18 protein-coding genes are annotated in these 21,603 nt (G+C 50.1%); 6 read left to right on the forward strand and 12 right to left on the reverse strand.

Going from position 1 to position 21,603, the window contains the following annotated elements; all coding sequences use genetic code 11:
- Window positions 1-68 precede the first annotated feature (68 nt).
- Window positions 69-1,256 (reverse strand): glucans biosynthesis protein MdoC, encoded by a 1,188-nt coding sequence (mdoC, locus tag BS640_RS08935; RefSeq protein ID WP_026110707.1) that lies wholly within the window; start codon window positions 1,254-1,256, stop codon window positions 69-71.
- 321 nt (window positions 1,257-1,577) lie between these two features.
- Here mdoC and BS640_RS08940 point away from each other — a divergent pair, with 321 nt between their 5' ends.
- On the forward strand, window positions 1,578-3,113 hold the full coding sequence (locus tag BS640_RS08940) for a glucan biosynthesis protein G (protein ID WP_026110708.1): 1,536 nt from the start codon (window positions 1,578-1,580) through the stop codon (window positions 3,111-3,113).
- Window positions 3,106-5,691 carry a glucans biosynthesis glucosyltransferase MdoH gene (mdoH, locus tag BS640_RS08945; protein WP_017493150.1) on the forward strand — a complete coding sequence of 862 codons (2,586 nt, stop codon included), beginning with the start codon at window positions 3,106-3,108 and terminating at the stop codon, window positions 5,689-5,691. The genes BS640_RS08940 and mdoH overlap by 8 nt, the downstream gene beginning before the upstream one ends.
- Window positions 5,692-5,751: 60 nt before the next feature.
- Here mdoH and opgB read toward each other — a convergent pair whose 3' ends face one another.
- Window positions 5,752-7,635 carry a phosphatidylglycerol--membrane-oligosaccharide glycerophosphotransferase gene (gene opgB, locus BS640_RS08950; RefSeq protein WP_017493151.1) on the reverse strand — a complete coding sequence of 628 codons (1,884 nt, stop codon included), beginning with the start codon at window positions 7,633-7,635 and terminating at the stop codon, window positions 5,752-5,754.
- A gap of 281 nt (window positions 7,636-7,916) precedes the next feature.
- Between opgB and BS640_RS08955 the strand changes: the two genes are divergently transcribed.
- Window positions 7,917-8,162: a YceK/YidQ family lipoprotein gene (locus BS640_RS08955; RefSeq protein ID WP_017493152.1), complete on the forward strand. Its 246-nt coding sequence runs from the start codon at window positions 7,917-7,919 to the stop codon at window positions 8,160-8,162.
- 42 nt (window positions 8,163-8,204) lie between these two features.
- On the opposite strand, the gene BS640_RS08960 is transcribed toward BS640_RS08955, so the two are convergent.
- The 3 genes from BS640_RS08960 to BS640_RS08970 all read right to left on the reverse strand — a co-directional run bounded on the left by BS640_RS08960 (window position 8,205) and on the right by BS640_RS08970 (window position 10,129).
- Entirely contained in the window at window positions 8,205-8,609 is a 405-nt protein-coding gene (locus BS640_RS08960) for a MysB family protein (protein ID WP_017493153.1), read from the reverse strand.
- Between the two features lie 119 nt (window positions 8,610-8,728).
- On the reverse strand, window positions 8,729-9,520 hold the full coding sequence (locus BS640_RS08965; protein WP_017493154.1) for a hypothetical protein: 792 nt from the start codon (window positions 9,518-9,520) through the stop codon (window positions 8,729-8,731).
- A 3-nt stretch (window positions 9,521-9,523) separates the two neighbouring features.
- Window positions 9,524-10,129, reverse strand: coding sequence for a GNAT family N-acetyltransferase (locus BS640_RS08970; RefSeq protein WP_017493155.1), 606 nt, complete (start codon window positions 10,127-10,129; stop codon window positions 9,524-9,526).
- Window positions 10,130-10,358: 229 nt separating this feature from the next.
- Here BS640_RS08970 and BS640_RS08975 point away from each other — a divergent pair, with 229 nt between their 5' ends.
- The gene (locus tag BS640_RS08975; protein WP_017493156.1) at window positions 10,359-10,763 is read left to right on the forward strand and encodes a hypothetical protein; all 405 of its coding nucleotides are present in this window, start codon (window positions 10,359-10,361) and stop codon (window positions 10,761-10,763) included.
- A 41-nt stretch (window positions 10,764-10,804) separates the two neighbouring features.
- Here BS640_RS08975 and mdtG read toward each other — a convergent pair whose 3' ends face one another.
- The 4 genes from mdtG to BS640_RS08995 all read right to left on the reverse strand — a co-directional run bounded on the left by mdtG (window position 10,805) and on the right by BS640_RS08995 (window position 15,497).
- Window positions 10,805-12,043: a multidrug efflux MFS transporter MdtG gene (gene mdtG, locus BS640_RS08980; RefSeq protein ID WP_017493157.1), complete on the reverse strand. Its 1,239-nt coding sequence runs from the start codon at window positions 12,041-12,043 to the stop codon at window positions 10,805-10,807.
- A gap of 247 nt (window positions 12,044-12,290) precedes the next feature.
- On the reverse strand, window positions 12,291-12,725 hold the full coding sequence (locus BS640_RS08985) for a DoxX family protein (RefSeq protein WP_017493158.1): 435 nt from the start codon (window positions 12,723-12,725) through the stop codon (window positions 12,291-12,293).
- Between the two features lie 231 nt (window positions 12,726-12,956).
- On the reverse strand, window positions 12,957-13,877 hold the full coding sequence (locus tag BS640_RS08990; protein WP_017493159.1) for a Kdo(2)-lipid IV(A) acyltransferase: 921 nt from the start codon (window positions 13,875-13,877) through the stop codon (window positions 12,957-12,959).
- 522 nt (window positions 13,878-14,399) lie between these two features.
- Entirely contained in the window at window positions 14,400-15,497 is a 1,098-nt protein-coding gene (locus BS640_RS08995; RefSeq protein WP_017493528.1) for an NADH:flavin oxidoreductase/NADH oxidase, read from the reverse strand.
- Between the two features lie 149 nt (window positions 15,498-15,646).
- On the opposite strand from BS640_RS08995, the gene trhO reads away from it, so the two are divergent.
- Together trhO and proP are read left to right on the forward strand one after the other, a co-directional pair.
- A complete protein-coding gene (gene trhO, locus BS640_RS09000; RefSeq protein WP_084912417.1) occupies window positions 15,647-16,714 on the forward strand; it encodes an oxygen-dependent tRNA uridine(34) hydroxylase TrhO in 1,068 nt (355 codons plus the stop codon).
- Window positions 16,715-17,367: 653 nt separating this feature from the next.
- Window positions 17,368-18,861, forward strand: a complete 1,494-nt coding sequence (proP, locus tag BS640_RS09005) for a glycine betaine/L-proline transporter ProP (protein WP_084912418.1) — start codon at window positions 17,368-17,370, stop codon at window positions 18,859-18,861.
- Window positions 18,862-18,992: 131 nt separating this feature from the next.
- Here proP and BS640_RS09010 read toward each other — a convergent pair whose 3' ends face one another.
- The 3 genes from BS640_RS09010 to bssS form a co-directional block, all read right to left on the reverse strand.
- Window positions 18,993-19,652 (reverse strand): LuxR C-terminal-related transcriptional regulator, encoded by a 660-nt coding sequence (locus tag BS640_RS09010; protein WP_017493525.1) that lies wholly within the window; start codon window positions 19,650-19,652, stop codon window positions 18,993-18,995.
- A 248-nt stretch (window positions 19,653-19,900) separates the two neighbouring features.
- Window positions 19,901-21,016, reverse strand: coding sequence for an N-methyl-L-tryptophan oxidase (gene solA, locus BS640_RS09015; RefSeq protein WP_017493524.1), 1,116 nt, complete (start codon window positions 21,014-21,016; stop codon window positions 19,901-19,903).
- 141 nt (window positions 21,017-21,157) lie between these two features.
- Window positions 21,158-21,412, reverse strand: a complete 255-nt coding sequence (gene bssS / locus BS640_RS09020) for a biofilm formation regulator BssS (RefSeq protein ID WP_017493523.1) — start codon at window positions 21,410-21,412, stop codon at window positions 21,158-21,160.
- Window positions 21,413-21,603: the final 191 nt, after the last annotated feature.

Raw genomic sequence — 21,603 nt, forward strand, 5'->3', positions numbered from 1 at the left:
TCGCCCTAATTTCCTCTGCGTGACGGCTCAACCGGTCACGTCACGCAGAGGCCTACGACTTATCCTACCTAGTTCTGCTGCTGGCGGCTGTTCGCTGCCGGAGCCTCATTTTCTTCTTTCTTCATAAACTGCCATTTACCTGAGAACAGGAAGCGCAGCAGAGGGATGCGTTTATGCACCTCATAAAGGAAGAAGGCAATACCGAAAACAAACACCAGACCCAGCCAGAAACCGACCCAGTCGCTTTTGATCAGTGGCGTAATAAAGGCGCCGTAAATCAAGGTCAACGGGTGGTGAATCAGGTAAACAAACAGCGACGCATTCACCAGATAGGTCACAAACGGCGACTGGAAGTTCAGCACATAGTGGCTGAACGAGAACACCACGTTCACCATCAGGATACCCAGCAGGCTGGTGATGATCGCGTCCAGCTCCATCGAGTACAGCTCAGGCGTATTGACGTGCTGGTTTATCATGTAGGCCGCAAACAACAGGATACAAATGATACAACCCGGCACCGATGGCTTCAGGAACATGCTCTTCAGATTGGCGAATTTATAGGTACAGGCACCAATAAAGAAGAACGGCAGATAAAACAAAGTCTGCATGACAATAAAATTAAATGCACCATTACCCAACAGCTGTGGAGCAAAAAGATACAGGGTGCGGTTAAATGCAGCGTAAATTAATCCGAAAAATAAAAATAATATTGAGATTTTTCCGAGCGAATCTGCATCGCGAATAATATTTAAAATCCGACTTTTCTTATTTTCTTTTAATGCACGGAATAAATAGAAAGAAATACTGGTTAATATAACCAGCGTTAACAGGAACCATAAATGCGAGACAAGTTCCCAGACGGTAATATTGAGTTTCTGGTAGAAGTCCATCGAACTCCAGTTGGAGAACTTGTCGGTAAAATTGGCCAGGAAGAACAGCTGCGGGATGGTGATCAGCGGGAAGGCCGCCGCCAGCGGGATTGCCACACGCTCAAGCCGGACTTTTAGCCACTTCTGACGCTCGTAGCGTTCGTACAGCATGTACGAGAAATAGCCTGAAATGACAAAGAAAACCTGCATACGGAAGGCATGGATAGTATCGTTGAATATTGTCAGACCATCGGACGGCGTCACGCTATTTACCGCCCAGATATGGCTGGAATAAATCAACGATATATGGAATGGAATACCGAGCAACATGAGGTAGGCTCGGATCGAGTCCAAAAAGAACTCTCTTGGTTGAGTTTGTGGTTTCATAGAGATCCATTTTAGCAAATTTTCCTACCTTCCACTGCCAAAATTCCCATCGGATTTCTCTCGGATAAGAACTGTCTGCTTTTTGTAAAGCGACAAGAGCAGCGGGCCGCAACCCTACTATAGACTCAGACAACTTTCCATAGCGGGACTTTCTCCGAATTGATATCCTTGTATCGCTATGTGCTTAAACGGTTCATCAATGTGATGAACACATCACCCTCATGTTGTCGGATTTCCGACTATTCCTTAAAATGGACTAATGAGTTGAGCACATTTAAAGGAGGGGACGTGCCGGGTAAAAATTTTTCCAAAGGGCCAGATATGACTAAAGTCCGTTTGCTTAGTGCCGCTGTGTTGATGACCTTGTTCACTTCATCCGCATGGGCTTTTTCAATTGATGATGTTGCCAAGCAAGCTAAAGCGCTCGCTGATAAAGGTTACGAAGCACCAAAAAGTAATCTGCCATCTCAATTCCGCGACATGAAATTTGCGGACTACCAACAAATACAATTCAATCACGACAAAGCGTATTGGAATAATCTGAACACGCCTTTCAAGCTTGAGTTTTATCACCAGGGAATGTACTTCGACACACCGGTTAAAATTAATGAAGTGACCGCGAACAGTGTCAAAGAGATCAAATACAGCCCGGACTACTTTAATTTCGGTAACGTAAAACACGATGCCGACTCCGTCAAAAACCTCGGTTTCGCCGGTTTCAAAGTTCTTTATCCGATCAATAAAGCAGATAAAGATGATGAAATTATGAGCGTGCTGGGGGCGAGCTACTTCCGTCTGATCGGCAAAGGTCAGGTTTATGGCCTGTCCGCGCGCGGTTTGGCTATCGATACTGCGCTTTCTTCAGGCGAAGAGTTCCCGCGTTTCCGCGAATTCTGGATTGAACGTCCTAATCCTGACGAGAAGCATCTGATCATTTATGCGCTGCTCGATTCACCGCGCGCCACCGGAGCCTACCGTCTCGACGTTTATCCAGGCAAAGAAGCCAGCGTAGACGTGCAGGCGAAAGTTTACCTGCGTGACAAAGTGGGCAAACTGGGACTGGCGCCACTGACCAGCATGTTCCTGTTTGGGCCAAACCAGCCTTCAACGGTCATGAACTACCGTCCTGCTCTGCATGACTCAGACGGTCTGTCTATCCACGCCGGTAACGGTGAGTGGATCTGGCGTCCGCTGAATAATCCTAAGCACCTGTCGGTTAGCCAGTTCACCATGGAAAACCCGAAAGGTTTCGGTCTGCTACAGCGTGGCCGTAATTTCCATCAATACGAAGATCTCGACGATCGCTACGACCTGCGTCCAAGCGCCTGGGTAGAGCCGAAAGGCGACTGGGGTAAAGGCAAGGTTGAGCTGGTCGAGATCCCGACAGCCGACGAAACCAATGACAACATCGTTGCCTTCTGGACGCCGGATCAGCTGCCGGCAACCGGAACGCCAATCGATATCAGCTATCGTCTGCACTTCACGCGTGATGAAGACAAGCTGCACTCACCTGACTCCTCATGGGTTTCTCAGACCCTGCGTTCAGCCGGTGACGTGAAGCAGTCTAATCTGGTGCGTGAGCAAGACGGCAGCATCGCTTACATTGTTGATTTCGTTGGTCCTGCGCTTAAGTCTCTTAAACCGGATACCCCGGTTGCGTCTCAGGTCAGCATGGGCGACAACGCCGATCTGCTTGAGAACTCTGTCCGCTATAATTCAGTCACCAAAGGATGGCGTTTAACGCTGCGCCTGAAAGTGAAGGATCCCAAGAAGCCCGTTGAAATGCGCGCTGCTTTGGTCAATGGCGACAAAACGTTGAGCGAAACCTGGAGCAATCAGTTACCTGCCAATGAATAAAAAAACGCATTCTATCCAAGAGTACGTAGAGGCATTGCCCCTGACTGAGACTCAGAAAGGGAATCTTACTCAGCAGCTTCCGGCTGCTGAGGACGTAGCCTTCACGTCTCTGCATCACCGTCTGGGCGGTGATACTTCGACGTCAAACGACGTGGTTGACCCACAGGCTCCGCTGATTTCGGTAAAGGCACGTGTCGCTGACGCCTGGCCTGACGCCGAGGAGCACGGCACATTATCTGCCAAAGATAATGAAGGTCGCGACGTGGTGAAAGCCATGCCACCGGTCAAGCGTTCCAGCATGTTCCCTGAGATTTGGCGTACCAACCCGGTAGGCCGTTTCTGGGATTCACTGATGGGCCGTACCGCCATTGCGCGCCGCTACACCTCTTCTCAAATGCCCGAGTCTGAGAAGAGATGGCGTGCCGCTGGCTCTATTCGTCGCTATATCCTGCTGGCACTGATGCTGGTGCAAACCGCCATTGCCACCTGGTATATGAAAACCATTCTGCCTTATCAGGGCTGGGCGCTGATCGACCCTTCCGACATGCTGAATCAGGATCTGCTGCAATCGGTGCTGCAGCTGCTGCCTTACGTGTTGCAGACAGGGATCCTGGTGCTGTTTGCCATCCTGTTCTGTTGGGTCTCGGCCGGTTTCTGGACTGCGCTAATGGGCTTCCTGCAGCTGATGATTGGGCGCGATAAATACAGTATTACCGCCTCAACCACCGGCAACGAGCCGCTGAACCCGAAAAATCGTACCGCGCTTATCATGCCGATTTGTAATGAAGACGTTGAGCGGGTGTTTGCCGGTTTGCGTGCGACCTACGAATCTGTCAAAGCCACCGGCGATCTGGATCAGTTCGATATCTACGTATTGAGCGACAGCTACGATCCGGATATCTGCGTGGCGGAGCAAAAGGCCTGGATGGAAGTGTGCCGCGACGTAGACGGTCATGGTCGTATTTTCTATCGCCGCCGCCGTCGTCGCGTGAAGCGTAAAAGCGGCAACATCGATGACTGGTGTCGCCGTTGGGGTGGGGAATATGCCTATATGGTTATTCTCGACGCCGACAGCGTGATGAGCGGTGAGTGCCTCACCGGTCTGGCGCGCTTGATGGACGCCAACCCGAACGCCGGTATCATCCAGTCTGCGCCAAAAGCGTCGGGTATGGATACGCTGTATGCGCGCTGCCAGCAGTTTGCGACTCGCGTTTATGGTCCGCTGTTCACCGCCGGTCTGCACTTCTGGCAGTTGGGTGAGTCCCACTACTGGGGCCACAACGCGATTATCCGCGTCAAGCCGTTCATTGAGCACTGTGCGCTGGCACCGCTGCCGGGCGAGGGCTCTTTTGCCGGTTCGATTCTGTCGCACGACTTCGTAGAAGCTGCGTTGATGCGTCGTGCTGGCTGGGGCGTGTGGATTGCCTATGATCTGCCGGGAAGCTACGAAGAGCTGCCGCCGAACCTGCTCGACGAGTTGAAACGCGACCGTCGCTGGTGTCACGGTAACCTGATGAACTTCCGTCTGTTCCTGGTTAAGGGCATGCACCCTGTTCACCGTGCCGTGTTCCTGACCGGTGTTATGTCTTATCTGTCGGCACCGCTGTGGTTTATGTTCCTGGCGCTTTCAACGGCCCTACAGGTGGTGCATACGCTGATGGAACCGCAGTACTTCCTACAGCCGCGGCAGCTGTTCCCAGTGTGGCCGCAGTGGCGTCCTGAGCTGGCGATTGCGCTGTTCTCAACGACCATGGTGCTGCTGTTCCTGCCTAAGCTTCTTAGCGTGGTGCTGATTTGGGCCAAAGGCGCGAAACAGTACGGCGGTGGGCTGCGCCTGCTGGTGTCGATGCTGCTGGAGATGCTGTTCTCCGTGCTGCTTGCGCCGGTACGTATGCTGTTCCACACCGTGTTCGTGGTCAGCGCGTTCCTCGGTTGGGAAGTGGTATGGAACTCTCCGCAGCGTGACGATGACGATACCCCTTGGGGTGAAGCGTTCCGCCGTCACGGTTCACAGCTGGCACTTGGCGTGGTCTGGGCCAGCGGTATGGCATGGCTTGACCTGCGTTTCCTGTGGTGGTTGGCGCCAATCGTCTTCTCACTGATCCTCTCGCCGATCGTTTCTGTGCTTTCTAGCCGTGCGACGCTGGGGATGAAGAGCAAGGCGGCGAAACTGTTCCTGATCCCGGAAGAGTACGACCCGCCGCGTGAGCTGGTAGCAACGGAAGAGTATCTGAAGCTGAACCGCGAACGTATGCTGAAAAACGGCTTTATGCATGCCGTGTTTAACCCGACCTTCAACGCATTGGCAACCGGTATGGCGACTTCTCGTCACCTGCTGCGCCAGTCGATTGAAAATGGTCGTCAGCAAATGCTTGAGAAAGCCCTGCAAAGCGGTCCGAAGAATCTTGGTAAGGCCGATCGCCTGATGCTGCTAAGCGACCCGGTTATCCTGGCGCGTCTGCATTCGGCGGTGTGGACCAACCCAGACTTGCACGAGTGGAAAGCGTATTACGCTGAGCTGCCGCGCAACGTTCAGGCCTTCCCTGAGACGCAAACTCTGGAAGCAAAAACGGCGTAACCGTCTGAGAAAATAAATAAAAAGGGCAGCCCGCAGGCTGCCCTTTTTTATGTTCGCGATTTACTGTGCCGCAGCAACGTCTTTAACGGCGCTCAGCTTCTCGACGGTGGTGTGATAGGTATCCTCGTCAAGCTTAGGCAGTCCGTCGAACACCACTTTGCCTCGATAGAGGTCACGGTCGGCCTCGACAATGTGGGGTTTGGTGTTCAGGCTACCGGTTGCCACGCAGACGTTATTCACCTTTTGCAGGCTTGGGTCCCAGATATTGCCCATCTTGCTACAGCTATCGACCCACACGAATTTCTCGTTAGGATCCAGCTGTGAGAGCTGTTTCTCAAGCGAGTCTGACAGGTAAACGTCAAACATCGGGTCGATTCTGCCGTCATTCACCCGCAAAATCAGCGGGAATTTGAACGATACGCCCGAGAAGGTCAGCATTTTGCTGTCGGTATTCAACGCGAAGTCGCTAATGGTTTTCGGGAAGTCCCACATTTTGATGATAGCCTGCTTCCAGCGCAGAGTATGCTTGCGGATGTCGCGGTAGTTGTTGGCCAGCGACTCACTCGACAGGCTGCTGCGGCCCAACCCGATAAAGTTACTGCCGCCAAGCACGTCGAGCACCGTAGCACCGTTGTCCATAGTGGTTCTCTTCTGGTCGATGACCTGATTATTTTCACCGGTGCCACGCAGAATAAAGAACAGGTCTCGTCGGTCCTGCCTGGTGAGAATCGAGTAGGCGGTATTGTTCATTGCCAGATGGTCAGACGACACCACGATGACCGTATTCTTGAAATACGGTGACGCTTTGATTTTGTTAATCAGCTTCGCGACCTGCTCCTGACTACAGGCAACGGCGCTTAATGACTGATTGCGCTTATTATTATACAAATAGTCCTTTCTATTACAGGTTGCATCGATATAGCCGTCAGGGTGGTGAGTATCGACGGTTAATGCAAACAGCGAGAAAGGTTTGCCCTCTTTAGACAGTTCGACAAACTTGTTGTAAACGAAGTCGAGCGTGGTGTCGTCATACCAGCCCCACTCATTTTTATAGTTGGGATCTTTGACGTAAGGCTTCAGTTCTTCGTAACCATAGAGGTGGTCAATACCGTGGGATGAGAGCAGAAGCTCTTTACCGGCGAAGGCCAGATTGGCGCCCTGATAGAAATAGTTTGTGTAGCCCGAAGCTTTTAACACGTCACCAAGACAGATGCTGCGTGGATAAAAAGTTGAAAGCGAGCTTGAGGCATTGTTGTCAAAAGGCGCGAAGAGGGGGATCCCACACAGTGCCGAAACCATGCCGGAAATCGTGTTTTCTGCACCAGGGATCTGAATAGTATTACTGAAATCTATCGATTCTTTCTTGATAGCACCCAGTTCCGGCACCAGATCCGGGAAAACATTGTTATCAAAATAGGTGCGTTCCAGACTCTCACCAAAGATGTAGACCAGGTTCGGTTTGCTGCCGTTAATCGTCTTGTTGGCGTCGCGGTAATTATCGGCAAAGTCCGATTTATCATCACCATACTGTGTTGAGGTCAGGCGATAAAGTTGAGCCGTGGCGGGGGCGGTAGCAATGGCCAGCAGCGACAGAAAGAGTGCCGCAAAGTTATAGCTAATTTTTCTGTTGGTGTTCTTGTTACGTAAAATCAGCCAGGACAGCAGGGCAAAAATCAGCAAAATAAAGGCGAAAAGCCCGAGTGCAGGCAGCACATATTTTCCGACGCCGACACCGGTTAGGCTACTGGTGATAGTAAAGATCACCTCGTCGTTAACACCTTCACCGGTAAAGTAATTACTGGCAATCCAAATGGCACTCAGCAGCAGGAAGAGCGCCGAGAGCAACAGCGTGAGAGTAATCCAAAATGAGTTTCGTTTCGCCTTGAGCATGCAAACGATAACCGAGGCGATAAAAAACAAAACAGAAATGAATTCTAGTGCCATGCACTTTCCTTGTATGACCAGTGACCAATAATTGCGTAACCTTATGATAATAATCAGTAAGTTTTCGCCATCTTATTTTGTGCGCATAAAACCCTTCGGGTCATCATAATATAAACACAATAAACAATTCATATACGTGATGATTACACAGCATTTTATAGCGTTTGATGCGGTTAAGTGAGAGTAAGGAAAAGGCCTATTTTACGTTAGCTTAACGCGGTTGACCGGGGAGGCTGTGGTAAACTTTACCGCTGAAAGGGCTTAAAAGGGGTAGGTTCGGCGTGAATAAAGGTTTACTCGTAAGAACGGCAGTGGTGGGTATCGCAATGGCAACCCTCTCGGGCTGCGGCAGTATTATTAGCCGCACGGTGCCGGGACAGGGCCATGAAAATCAGTATTACCCTGGGGTACAGTGGGACCTGAGAGACGGGCCGTGGCGTTACGTTACTGTCATCGATGTGCCGCTTTCAATGATAGTCGACACTTTTATGCTGCCCATTGATGCCCGCCACGGTCCCTACAAGTAAGCATCAGGCTGTCTGCGCCTGACACATCACTCCGAAAAAGAATTAGTCTTCGCGTCCCGGGAACTCGTCTTCGTCATCCCATTCTTCGGCTGCGGCGGCACCCTCTTCCGTGTCTAGCGGAGGCTCAAGCAGATATTCACCTTCATCCCACTCGTACAGCGTATTTTCGTCCTGCCACTCTTCTAGCAACTCTTGCTTGTCGAAGTCGTCATCAAAAATCGCCTGCGCCGCCTCACCGCTCAGAAAGCTCAGGCCTTCGGTTTCCTCGCCTTCCTCTGCGGAAAACTCGGCCTCCCACATGGCGTCTCCGTCCTGCATGATGTATTTCTGCAGAGTAAACTGGCTGACGGAAGGTGACTCATCATCTGATGAGGTTTCAGCGATTTTCTCCAGAAACTCTTCGCGTGCTGCATCTACAGCCTCTTCCAGCGTTGCATACAGTGACATATTTCCTCCTTTGCCCAGATTGCGGTGGTTTTAGGAAAGGATAGTTGAAGATTCAGCAGGGAAAGGGCTTTGGATGTAAAAAAGTTTAAATTTGAAAACTCTGGGTGCAGCATGTTGAATTACTTGGTTAAGATGTGGGCAACAATCGCTTTTTGCACCGGCAGTAGCCACGATTTCTGTTCATAACCGGCAAAGCGAGGATAGCCTAAAGGATCGAAATCCAGCTCCTGGCCGAGGGTAAAGGGTGGGGTAGGCAGCAGCAGCGGGGTGCCCATGCTTTGCAGGTGTGAGGTCGTAAGAGACGTCGGTCGCCCGCTGTCTTTCGGCCAGCCGTCAGTGATAACCACGTCGGCGGTCACCTTAGCCAGGTCAGTGAAATTTACGCCGGGAGTGCCATCGTGAAGTTCTTTCCCGCAAACGTGAGTGACCTGAAGACCCATCAGCACAGCAAGCTGATGCCAGCTGCGAAAAACGTTGGTCGTTGGGCCCCATAGGCAAATATGCAGGTCCTGGATAGCGCCGAGGGTTTTGTTTATCCAATAGGCATCGGTCAACACCTCACAAGGATGCCCCAGACTGGACATAGCATTGATAACAGGCCTGGATGACTTCTCGGCAAACTGGGCAAGCCGCTGATGATTAGATTCACGTATCACATAAATGTCGTAAAAGGCGTCAAGATACCCGGCCAAATCCTCAACCCTTTCGCCGGTTTTTAGCAAATTCGGCAGCTCGATATAAGCGATGCCGAGTTCTTTAAAGGCCTGAATAAAGGTGGTTCGCGTTCTGATACCGTTTCCTTCAAATGACCAGGCTGCCCGCTTGGTTAGCGCTGCCATCGGGCTTTCGGTAAGCGCCCAAATGGCATGAACATCGGCAGGCTGTAGGTCGTTAAGGGAAATAAGGTTCACGGGTTATTTCCTGTTCTGGCTCATCTTGTAGCTCAGGCTTTTTTTCACCGTCGGCCATTCGCTGTCGATGATGGAGAAAATAACCGTATCGCGGTAGCTTCCGTCGGCGTCTTGCTGCATGTTACGCAGTACGCCGTCCTGTTTGGCGCCAAGACGGGCGATAGCGGCTCTGGAAGTCTGGTTATGCCAGTGCGTTCTGAATTCGACTGCGATAGCTTTCAGCTCTTCAAAAGCGTGCTTAAGCAGAAGATATTTGCATTCGGTGTTCACCGCTGTTTTTTGCACGCTCTTCGCATACCAGGTAAAGCCAATCTCAACGCGACGGTGTTGAACATCGGCCCGGCAGAAGCGCGTGGTACCAACTATCTGCCGCGTGGCGTTGAGCACCACCGCAAATGGCAGAGAGACGCCCGCCCGTTGCTCATTCAGTGCAGTGGTAATATAGGCGTCGATCCGCTCTTCATTGGGGACAGAGGTATACCATAGATTCCACAGTTCACCGTCGGCGGCAGCCTTCAATAGATCTTGCGCGTGTTCGGCACGCAGTGGGATTAAGGTGACCGTATCGCCGCGCAGGGTGATTTCATGCAACCCATTTTCAGTAGCCATAATCCTTTATTTTTCCTTTAATTAGACCTTTCCTATACCCTATATCCCAAAGAGGGTTTTGCCAATTGATTTTAGGGAGAATAATGGCGAATTTATCGTCGTAATTGTCAACGCAAATTCAGCTTTGCAAAGGGCATGGTGCGGTAGGGTAAAGGTTTAGCAAACAGGGTTTCTTCGCCGATTTTCTTGGCTCAAAGTAAGCGGGAACTCCATAGAAAAGGCCGTTGCTATGAAAATTTCTACCCGCACTCTCTTACTTCCACTTTGTGGTATCGCCGCGTTAATCAGCGTTGGCAGTCAGGCTGCCGAGTCAACTGATAAAGCCCCTCAGGGCGCGCCGATGACTCAACCTCAGGACGAACCGCCATTCCACGGTGAAGGTATGCCACACTTCCCGCCGATGGGAATGATGATGCCGCCTCCGCCAATGCACGGATTCTGCCACGGCGGTGAACTGTTCTGTGCGTCCGTTGCCAGCGATAACCCGACTGACACGCTGCAGAAGCTGAACGGCGTTATTCCGGCCGCGACCGCAGGCAAACACTATGAAGTGCGTGTGTCCGTGGTTGAAGTTCCTGACTTCCCGCGTCACGAGCATGGTCCACGCGACCCGCAGAGCAATAACGGAAAATAACCGGCATTGATTCAGCGCCGTTTCGCAAAGGGAAAGGCGGTTTATTCGACCGTTGCCTGACTCGGGCGGCGCTGTAAACTCCAGTATGAGTAACAGGCATTAAACAACACCACGCAGGCCGTCACGCAGAATACTGCGCGGAAACCATAGCCTGCCGACACCGATGCGCCCAGCAAGGGTCCCGTCACATTCCCTACGTCACGAAACGACTGGTTATAGCTAAATACGCGTCCTGCCACCTGGTTGGTACAGTTATAGATAAGCAGTGTTTGCACGGCGGGAAGCAGCGCACCATCACAGGCGCCCAGTAAAAATCTGAGAATGCCCAGTTGCAGTGGATTATGCACAAACGCCATAGGAATCAGCAGCAGCACAGACATCGCCAGCATGGCGACCAGTATCCTTTCCGGACCAATTCTGTCACCCAACTTACCCAGTCTGGGCGCGCTTATCAGTGCCGCCACGCCCGGTACGGAAGCAATCATGCCGCTGATGAATGCCAGATTCTGGGTATTGCCTGCGAGTTCTCGCACGTAGAGCGTCAAAATTGGGGCGATGGAGCCGGTGGCAATCTGAATAATCATGGTGGTAATAAACAGGCACAGCACCAGTTTGGGATCTTTTAGCGAAGCAAAGACCTGCTTTCTGTTGAGCATGTCTTTCTTGTTGATCGGCACAAACTGTTCGCGAATCATATACAGCGTCATGAGGAAGCAGACAAACAGCACGCTGGCGGTAATAAAGAACACCGGGCGCAGTCCGTAGGTGTCAGCAAGGATTCCGCCGACCAGCGGGCCAATCAGTGCGCCACTCACCGCGCCTGTCGATAGCGTACCCAGCGCCCAGCCGCTTTTATTGCGTGGGATCTGAGTGGCAATTAAGGCATTCGCGTTAGGCACAAAGCCGCCAAGCAGACCAAGCAGTGCACGCAGTACCAGAAACTGCCAGATATTTTGCGCCATTCCCATCAGCACCATCACGATAGCCATACCGAGGGCAGAACGCAGCAGCATGATTTTTCGGCCTTTGCGGTCGGCTAATCCGCCCCAGAAGGGGGAGGCAATGGCAGAAAACAGGAAGGTGATGCTAAACACCAGGCCTGACCACATGTTGAGAGACTCATGGCCGGTAACGCCGAGTGTTTCTATATAAAGGGGAAGGAAGGGCATGATAAGGCTGAATGCCGCACCGGTAAGAAAACAGCCGATCCAGGCAACGAACAGATTGCGTTTCCAATTAATGGGTTCTGGTGCTTTATCCGATGCAGGTGCCGAAGTCATAAATTACCAATGAGTGAGGTCCATTTACTCTGTGAAGAGGGCGAAACAGAGCGCAACAATAATGAATTAGCTCGATAATTATGCGCCGAATTATTACCCACTTCAATCATGTTGCAGACTTATTACGAAAAATTAAATAAGAACGTAGAAAGGAATTAACCGCAGCACAAGCGTTGAAAGGTAGGGACAAATTGCGGAGAAAATAGCCGGGCGGCGGGAGTATGCCGCCCAACTTTTAAGGTTCTGATTAACGCAGAGCGGGGTTGCTGACCACGGAATAACGACCGCTGCCGAGGAACATAATCACCAGACCGCCGAAGAAATACATTGCTTCACCTTCCAGGCCCCATGCACCCACCTCTGTCACGGTAAAGAACTTACCACCCACCACGAGCAGAACGGCAATAACCAGATTGAAAGACATCACCAGCGCTGCGGGACGGGTGAAAATGCCCAAAATGATCAGGACGGGCGCAATCACTTCACCGATGTAGGCACCGTAGGCAATGAAGCCCGGCAGACCGTGCGCTTCAAGCATTTTGGCAATCCAGCCTACGCCATTTTCCATCTTTGCCACGCCGTGGAACAGAATAAGGATGCCAAAAGTTAGTCTCAACAATAGCTTACCAAAATCAGGGTGATCGGTAACGCGAGTAAAAGAAGCGTTTAATTTAGCCAACATAGCAATGTCCTTAAGATAATTAACGTAGTGGTTAGCCGTGAAGAAAGCGTAGGGAATTAATCACGGTTGGAAATTATGCTTAAGTATTCGCTGAATTACGGCACGAGGAAATCAGATAAGATTGATGGAGTCTTTCAAAAAAACTGTTTAAACAAATCAGGTTGGTTGAAGAGGTTTGCTCTCTGGCATCAAGAGTGATGCCAGAGAGTGGAGATAGATTATGAAAATTAATTAATACAGTGAAGGCTCGCCTTCGGGGCGCGTCTTGAAGCGACGGTGCAGCCACATGTACTGCTCTGGCGCGAGTTTTATCTCGTTTTCCACGACTTTATTCATGTAGGTTGCTGCGACAACTTCGTCCTCCAGTGGGAAGTTTTCCACCGCTGGATGCAGCAGCAGCTCGTAGCCTTTTCCACCCGGCAAACGACGCGGAGTGAAAGGGATAATCGCCGGTTTACCCATGCGGGCCAACAGATAGGTGCCTGTCGTGGTTGCCGCTTTGTCCACCGCGAAGAATGGCACAAACACGCTGGCGCGCGGACCATAGTCGTGGTCAGGCGCATACCAGATGATGTCGCCCTGCTTCAGGCTACGAATCATTCCTTTCAGATCTTTGCGATCCAGCATCGCTTTGTTGGAGCGCATGCGGCCCTTGGTTTGTACCCAATCCATCAGCTTGTTGTCGTGCGGACGATAAACGCCGATGCCGGGGTTATGGATCCCGAAGATGCGTGCGCCAAGCTCAAGTGTCAGGAAGTGTACGCCGATAAGCAGTACGCCCTGCTGGTTATCACGGGCCTTTTGGATGTGCTCAAGCCCGCTGACCTTAAACCAGCGCTCGATGCGCCAGTCCGGCCAGAACCAGGCCATGCCGGTCTCAAACAGGCCCATACCCACGGATTCGAAGTTTTTCACCACCAGTTGGTCGCGCTGGCTTTGCGGCATATCAGGGAAGCACAACTCGAGGTTGCGCTGGGCGATACAGCTGCGGCGTTTTACAAAACGCATCGAAAAACGGCCAATCCCACATCCCATTTTATAAATCAGTGGATAAGGCAAAAGTACCAGTAAATACAACAGTCCCAGACCAATCCAGGTAGGCCAGTAACGGGGATGCAACAACGAACGGTTAAAGGTGGGTACCTGAGTCATAAAATCTCTGCGTCATAGTTTTGAAGTAGGAAAATATAAGCTCTGTCCAGACGGTATCAGGTAATAGGAATCCCAGAGATTCTACGACCTAATAACGGGATACAGTCTGCTAGCCGCTAGTTAAGGAAATCGCCTGCTTAAGTAAATTGGCATGATTACAGGGGATAAAATTTCCTAAACAAAGTCGTTTATTGTGACACTTTTTTTAACCAAGGTGAAAAAAGACGGCATTAAAACCTCATTTATGAAGGATTAAGCCCTGATATCTCCTTAAAACGTCTGAATTTTATGCTTGAAGTCTTAATTTTTTCTGAACAGCAGATGATTTAGTCGCATTAAACAAATGGGGTTTAGCTCGCTGATACTAGCGAATTGAATATTGATAGAGAACCCGACTTTGTCAATTCTGTTGGCATGTTAACCAGTAATAAAAGTGTAACAGGGCAGATTTAGCGAAGGGAGAGACGCCATCGTGACTAAAAGGGACGCCATCGCGATGGCGTCCCTCGATTAACCAAAATCTTATTTGGCGTTGAACAGACCCTTAACGCTGTGAGGTTCGCTGCGCCAGTACTGTTTAGGCGCGCTTACCTTGGCCCCCAGTTTGGCCGCCGCATGCCAAGGCCAACGTGGGTCATAGAGGATCCCACGTGCCAGAGCTATCATGTCTGCCTGACCGGTGCCGATAATCGCTTCTGCCTGTTCGGCTTCGGTGATTAAACCGACGGCGATCACCGGGATATTGACGGCCTTCTTGATGCTTTCTGCGAAAGGCACCTGATAGTTCGGACCCACCGGAATCTTCTGCTGGGTTGACAGCCCACCGCTGGAAACGTGGATGTAGGCGCAGCCCAGTTTTTCTAACGCTTTTGCCAGCTCGATAGACTGCTCGATGTCCCAGCCGCCCTCAACCCAGTCGCTGGCAGAAATACGCACGCCAATCGGTTTGTCATTGGAGAAGACCTTACGCACTTCCTGATAGATTTCCAGCAGCAGACGTACGCGGTTTTCCAGAGAACCCCCGTATTGGTCGGTGCGTTTGTTGGAAAGCGGTGAGAGGAACTGGTGCAGCAGATAACCGTGCGCGCCGTGCAGTTCAATAAGGTCAAAGCCCAGCTTATTCGCGCGTTTGGCGCTCTCGACGAAGGCCTTTTTGAACTGCTCGATTCTTTCCAGTGACATCGCTTCTGGGGCAGCGTCGCTCTCGGCGAAGCCTACTGCAGAAGGGGCAACAGTCTGCCAGCCGCCCAGCTTGGCGCTGATTTGATTTCCGCCTTCCCATGGCGCGTAGCAGGAAGCTTTGCGCCCGGCGTGGCCGAGCTGAATACCCAGCGGCATATCGCTGTTGTCTCGCAAAGAGGTCACCAGGCTCGCCAGCGCCTCTTCAGTTTCATCGTTCCACAGGCCAAGATCCTGGGGAGAGATACGGCCCACGGCCTCAACGGCAGTGGCTTCGAGAATAAGCAGGCCCGCGCCGGAAAACGAAAGTTGACCGAGATGGGCGTGATGCCACGAGGTGGCCTTACCGTGTTCTGCTGAATACTGGCACATAGGGGCAATGACGATGCGGTTTTCCAGCGTCAGTGAACCCAGCGTGATGCTCTCAAATAGCTTGCTCATAGTTGCCTCGAGTAAGATTAGGTTAATGTAGTATGCGCGAAACCGGCGTTAACCGAAGCTTTAATCCTGATAGCTGTTTCATGTATGATAGTGCGGTTTTATTTTTACTCTGCTTAGAATAGCCTCAACGAAAGACAGGAAAGTACACCATGCCAGTGTTACATAACCGAATTTCTAACGAGGAACTGAAGGCGCGCATGCTGGCTGAAACCGAGCCGCGTACCACAGTTTCTTTTTATAAATACTTCCATCTCGATGATCCTAAAGCATTTCGCGATCGGCTCTACCTTGAACTGGTTAAATTAAATGTTTTTGGCCGCATTTATGTGGCTAAAGAAGGCATCAATGCGCAGATAAGCGTTCCACAAAGCCAGTTTGAAGCTTTTAAACAGCATTTGTTTGAGTGTCATCCCGCGTTCAACAATATTCGTCTGAATATCGCGCTTGAAGACGACGGTAAATCATTCTGGGTACTGCGTTTCAAAGTGCGTGAGCGCATTGTGGCCGACGGTATTGATGATGAAACCTTTGACCCTTCCAACGTGGGTGAATACCTCAAGGCGGAACAGGTCAACGCGATGATTGACGATCCCGACACCCTGTTTGTCGACATGCGTAACCACTACGAATACGAAGTGGGTCACTTTGACAACGCGATCGAAATTCCTTCCGATACCTTCCGCGATCAGCTGCCAATGGCCGTCGATATGCTGAAGGAAGATAAAGAAAAGAAAATTGTTATGTATTGTACCGGCGGTATCCGCTGTGAAAAGGCCAGCGCCTATATGCTGCATAACGGTTTTAAAAATGTTTATCACGTCGAAGGCGGGATTATCGAATACGCGCGCCGTGCGAAAGAGCAGGGCTTGCCGGTGAAGTTCAAAGGCAAAAACTTCGTCTTCGATGAGCGCATGGGCGAACGCATCTCCGATGACGTGATTGCCAACTGCCATCAGTGCGGTGCTGAATGTGACAATCACACCAATTGCCTGAATGACGGCTGTCATTTGCTGTTCATCCAATGCCCGGCCTGCGCCGCTAAGTTTGACGGTTGCTGTAGCGAAATCTGCCAAACTGAGCTCAAGCTGCCGCCTGAGCAGCAGCGTGCACTGCGTGCCGGTCGTGAGAATGGCAACAAAATCTTCAATAAATCCAAAGGATTATTGCAGACTACCATGCACATTCCCGAACCAAAGGACTCAGCCTCTCAAGAGTGATTAACGAGGTTTGACCTTAAGCCTGCTGGCCTTGTGCCGCAGGCTTAGCCTTTCTGATATATCCCCTTATCATCTTCCTGATGTCCACGCTGTTAGCTCCATTTTAATACCTGCGTTGTTGCTTATCTTTTGCCAACAATCATCGCTGACATAAGCGAAATTTTCTCCTCATCAAACCTATCGAGGTAGTGTTTTTATCTGCCGAAAAAATCAGGGAAATGTCATTTTTTTGTCAGGATGAATTTTTTTTAAGACCTGAATTTTGCTGTTCTATACTTGACTGTAAGTAAAGCATAAAGTGACATAAGCATGTGCAGACATTGTTTTTATTGTTTATTTATATCAGTGAGTTATTGATATTTGTTTTGTATTTTCATCCTGGGTTTACACCCCAATCACATGTCGGTATATACAGTAAACTTGACCAAGAACAAAATCTTGTATAGGTTAAAGATAAGTAAATAAGCGTTTTATTATTAATAGTGGCACGAATTTTAATGCCGTAAATGGCATAAAAAAAAGTGAATAATAAACGCAGCTGCATAGCTCTCGCATCATGTTTGTTCATCAGGAATGAGCAGACCAATCTACCAGGGAAGCGAAAGCTATGGTGCTGCACTGATAATAATTTAGGCAACATCTGAGGTAATTTTATGAAAGATTCAACAGAATCTCATACTTCGCACATCAAATTCTGGCGTAAGCGCAACAAGCCCGAGCTGACGCTCGACGATATCACCATTGTAGACAGAAAAATGCTGAACCGCGCAGTGGGCGCTGCGGCATTAGGTAACGCCATGGAGTGGTTCGACTTCGGGGTGTACAGCTTCCTTGCGGTGACCATTGGGCACGTCTTCTTCCCAAGCGGCAGTGCATCGGCACAGCTTATCGCGACCTTCGCGACCTTCGCCGCGGCCTTCCTGGTTCGTCCTTTGGGCGGCATGGTGTTTGGTCCGCTGGGCGACAAAATCGGTCGTCAGAAGGTACTGGCCTTTACCATGATCATGATGGCGGCCGGTACTTTTAGTATCGGCCTGATACCGGGTTACTCAAGTATCGGTATCGCTGCACCTATATTGCTGCTGGTGGCACGACTGGTGCAGGGATTCTCGACCGGTGGTGAGTATGGCGGCGCTGCGACCTTCATTGCTGAATATTCAACGGATAAACGCCGTGGCTTTATGGGCAGCTGGCTGGAGTTCGGTACCTTCGGGGGGTATCTGCTGGGGGCGGGTCTGGTGACTGGTCTGACGGCCTATATGTCTAACGATCAGCTGCTTGCCTGGGGCTGGCGCATCCCGTTCTTCATCGCCGCGCCGTTAGGTCTGTTTGGTCTGTATATTCGTTTGAAACTTGAAGAGACCCCTGCGTTCCAGAAACACATGGAGAAGCAGGAAGAGATCGAGCACAACAAACCTCAACAAACACTGTTCGAGATGCTGCGTAAATACTGGCGCCCGATGCTTCAGTGTATTGGTCTGGTGCTGCTGTTCAACGTGTCAAACTACATGCTGACCTCTTATATGCCGAGCTATCTGACTAGCGTACTGGGTCTGAGCGAGTTGAGCGGCCTGATGCTTATCATGGTGGTAATGTTTATCATGATGCCACTGACGCTGGTTCTGGGCTTCTGGAATGACCGTCTGGGTCGTAAACCTGTGCTGCTGGCCGGTGCCATTGGTTTGATTGTTCTGTCTATTCCTTCGCTGATGTTGATTGGTCATGGCGGAATGGTGGGTGTGTTCTGTGGTCTGATGCTCCTGGGTATTCTGCATACCTTCTTCTCAGGCACCATGCCTGCGGCGTTGCCAGCACTGTTTACCACCAACACGCGTTACAGCGCATTGGCAATTGGCTTTAACATTTCGGTTTCACTGTTTGGTGGTACGACACCGCTGGTGACCTCATGGTTGGTATCAGAAACCGGCAATGTTATGGTTCCTGCTTACTATCTGATGGGGGCGGCGTTGATTGGCGCTATTACCGTGTTCTCGTTGAAAGAGACGGCGCGTAAGCCTCTGATTGGTTCGGCACCCGCGGTTGAAACTAAAGAAGAAGCGAAAAAGCTACTTAAGAAACTGCATTTGCGTAAAAAGAAACGTGAAGAAGAAAAGGCAAACCTGGGAAATAATACCCCAACGTCATAATCATCTGGCGATCACAATAAGTTAGATGAAATTTAATAAGAGGCTACCGACAAGGTGGCCTCTTTTTTTCTGCATAAAAATGTGTTTCGTTAAGAATATATAAATAACTGGGCTGTCGGTCTTCTTAATATTCAACGCATCAGTGTCATAATATCGGCTTTAATTTTTCGGCTTAATGGGCGCAGCGCAAGGGGGTTCATTGGCCAGTGGAAATATTTGATGAGATTATATACGAAGCAAAATTCAAGACGATTTCTGACCTTAATCTTTTGCGTGATGTGGCGTTTGTGGACATACACCGTTCTGTCGCTGATATTGAGTTTTCTGGCTATCCGATAGTTGGGCATCTCTGCCATCCAGTCGCCGATCACCAGGACTTCCTGATCGCTGAAGATGGAGAAAGGCTGTGTACACAGCGTGGCGGGGGTCTTTGACAAAGTATGAGAGATAATTTTGTTCAGTATGGCATTAACCTGATGTTTTCGAAGGATCAGGAAGTTTTCGGCAATCATGATGGGTTCATCGTGATCGGGGTAATTGGCATCCAGATAGCAATAGATCTTGCTCGTTACCCTTAGTCTCAGGAAATTGCTGACCACGCTGTCGGTTTCCGTACAGTGGCAGTGGCTGGTCATATTCACCAATATTATATTTGGCTTAATCTTCTCGGCCTGAATTAATCCCTCTTCAATATTTTCAACGCCAGTGACGTTAATATCTTTATGGTCCGCGAGAACAGAAAGCATCCCGAGGCGCATAAAGCCGCAGGGTTCTATAATCAATATTTTCATCAATAACATCCTTGTTTTTATTCTTTAAATAAATATAACGACCACTCCATGTGATCCTGAGCGCTGAGGATATGTTTTTATAATAGCCGCTGTCAAATTTGCGAATAAAAAAGAGACAGATTATTGACGAAGGATATGAGTATCTTAATTTGTATTGATTGGGGAATTACTTCATAAAGAAATGCTGAAGCTTGGAGACATTATTCGCCGACGTTCTCTTCGGCGAATAATTCGTCTGTAGTGAATAATTATTTAAAACGTGACAGGGAGAACGGCGTGAGATCGGCTTTAGGCGCGAGACCTTGAGCAAACAACGATACGGTTTCACCCAACGCGCTGGCAAATTTGAAGCCGTGGCCGCTGAGTCCGGAAATTACCAACGTATTGTCGTGTCCCGGCACGTTATCAATGATGAAATCTTCGTCGACAGTGACATCATAGGTGCATGATGCGCCATAAAGGCAGACGCCGACACCCGGTAAGAATTGACGCAGGAAACCAAAGACTTCCGGACCGTCTTCTGCGACCGCACCAAACGGCGTGCGTTGCTTGGGTGAGTCGATAGGCTGACCGCCGTTGTGCTTGCCGAGTTTCAGGCTGTCTTTAACCGCCGGGAAGCCGTAAAACTGATCGCCGGCCTCGGTTTCCACAGTAAACGCCGGAAAGTTGTTCTCTTCACTGTAGCGCCCGTCGGCCTGATGCCAGGCGAAAACTTTACGCATTGGCGTCATCGGCAGGTCTGGCAGCAGTTTTTTTACCCAGGTTCCTGCGGTCAATGCCAGCTTACGCGCCCGGTATTCACCGTCGAGGGTGCTGACGATAGCCATATCACCTTCGTAGCGAATACTGTCTACCGGGCAGTTAAACAGCTGGGCACATCCGGCATCTCGCGCTAGCTTGATGTAACCTTCGATAGCTTTCTCACAGTAAAGGTAGCCGGAATCAGGTTCGAAAACGCCGCTATAACCTTCAGGAACGTTGAGCTGCGGCCATTTATGGCGGATCTGTTCAGCGCTCAGAGACTGTGTATTAAGGTTGAACTCTACTGCGCTGGCTTTCACGTTGGCAATAAATTCTGAACCCTGCGGACCAATGTTGATCACGCCACAGGAACGAAAAATCTCTTCGCCGGTCAGCATTGCGAGTTCGTTCCACAGTGCCTGTGCACGAAGCACAAGGGGAACATAGCGGGCACCTTCGCCATAGGCGTGACGAATAATTCGCGTTTCGCCGTGGTGGCTACCTTCTTTATGCGGCGGCATGGCGCTGTCGATCATCAGTACTTTCAGCCCGGCACGCGTTGCATAAAAACCTGCGGCAGCGCCCACTGAACCACTGCCAACCACAATTAAGTCATAATCCATCAGACGACGGTTCCTCGACAAAAAATTAAATAGGGGACAGGGCATGATAGTGAGTTTTGCTAGCGGATGGCAAGGCAGAAGCAGGCATTAAAAAAGGCACCGCGAGAGAGCTCGCAGGTGCCTTAGACTAAGGTGTGAAGATTAATGTTTACGTTGATCAATGTACTCATACTCGTGCGATTCGATCTTTTCTATGCCAGCTTCAAGGATATTGATCAGTTGCCTTGCAACGTCGGTAGTTAACCATAGGGTTCTATCTACCTGAGCATCCTCTGGCGTTTGGTCTTTAGAAGACAGGTAATGAAGACGTATCATCATGGCGTCGTACGAATCTACTGTACTAATGTCCCAACCAACAAGCGGGTGTGTCTGAATAACTTCATCATTTCTGTCCATATAGACCCCTTATTTTGTAGTGACTATCATGAGTGACTAACGAGGATCAATGCGGCTCATTATCAAGTGAGCAATATAAGTATAAGCATATATTTGATTTTATCGATAGAAATCCCTTATTTAGAGGTAAAAAAAATTTGAGTACAATTTGTAGGCATTTTGTTCAGGAAGGGGACAAATAAAAAAGCCGG

The organism is Rouxiella badensis, assembly GCF_002093665.1.
GTDB classification, from domain to species: Bacteria; Pseudomonadota; Gammaproteobacteria; order Enterobacterales; family Enterobacteriaceae; genus Rouxiella; species Rouxiella badensis.

Excerpts from the sequence above, each read along its gene's own strand:
- mdoC (WP_026110707.1), bottom strand. The coding sequence starts at position 1,256 with ATGAAACCACAAACTCAACCAAGAGAGTTCTTTTTGGACTCGATCCGA.
- BS640_RS08940 (WP_026110708.1), top strand. The coding sequence starts at position 1,578 with ATGACTAAAGTCCGTTTGCTTAGTGCCGCTGTGTTGATGACCTTGTTC.
- mdoH (WP_017493150.1), top strand. The coding sequence starts at position 3,106 with ATGAATAAAAAAACGCATTCTATCCAAGAGTACGTAGAGGCATTGCCC.
- opgB (WP_017493151.1), bottom strand. The coding sequence starts at position 7,635 with ATGGCACTAGAATTCATTTCTGTTTTGTTTTTTATCGCCTCGGTTATC.
- BS640_RS08960 (WP_017493153.1), bottom strand. The coding sequence starts at position 8,609 with ATGTCACTGTATGCAACGCTGGAAGAGGCTGTAGATGCAGCACGCGAA.
- BS640_RS08970 (WP_017493155.1), bottom strand. The coding sequence starts at position 10,129 with ATGGCTACTGAAAATGGGTTGCATGAAATCACCCTGCGCGGCGATACG.
- BS640_RS08975 (WP_017493156.1), top strand. The coding sequence starts at position 10,359 with ATGAAAATTTCTACCCGCACTCTCTTACTTCCACTTTGTGGTATCGCC.
- mdtG (WP_017493157.1), bottom strand. The coding sequence starts at position 12,043 with ATGACTTCGGCACCTGCATCGGATAAAGCACCAGAACCCATTAATTGG.
- BS640_RS08985 (WP_017493158.1), bottom strand. The coding sequence starts at position 12,725 with ATGTTGGCTAAATTAAACGCTTCTTTTACTCGCGTTACCGATCACCCT.
- BS640_RS08990 (WP_017493159.1), bottom strand. The coding sequence starts at position 13,877 with ATGACTCAGGTACCCACCTTTAACCGTTCGTTGTTGCATCCCCGTTAC.
- BS640_RS08995 (WP_017493528.1), bottom strand. The coding sequence starts at position 15,497 with ATGAGCAAGCTATTTGAGAGCATCACGCTGGGTTCACTGACGCTGGAA.
- trhO (WP_084912417.1), top strand. The coding sequence starts at position 15,647 with ATGCCAGTGTTACATAACCGAATTTCTAACGAGGAACTGAAGGCGCGC.
- proP (WP_084912418.1), top strand. The coding sequence starts at position 17,368 with ATGAAAGATTCAACAGAATCTCATACTTCGCACATCAAATTCTGGCGT.
- BS640_RS09010 (WP_017493525.1), bottom strand. The coding sequence starts at position 19,652 with ATGAAAATATTGATTATAGAACCCTGCGGCTTTATGCGCCTCGGGATG.
- solA (WP_017493524.1), bottom strand. The coding sequence starts at position 21,016 with ATGGATTATGACTTAATTGTGGTTGGCAGTGGTTCAGTGGGCGCTGCC.
- bssS (WP_017493523.1), bottom strand. The coding sequence starts at position 21,412 with ATGGACAGAAATGATGAAGTTATTCAGACACACCCGCTTGTTGGTTGG.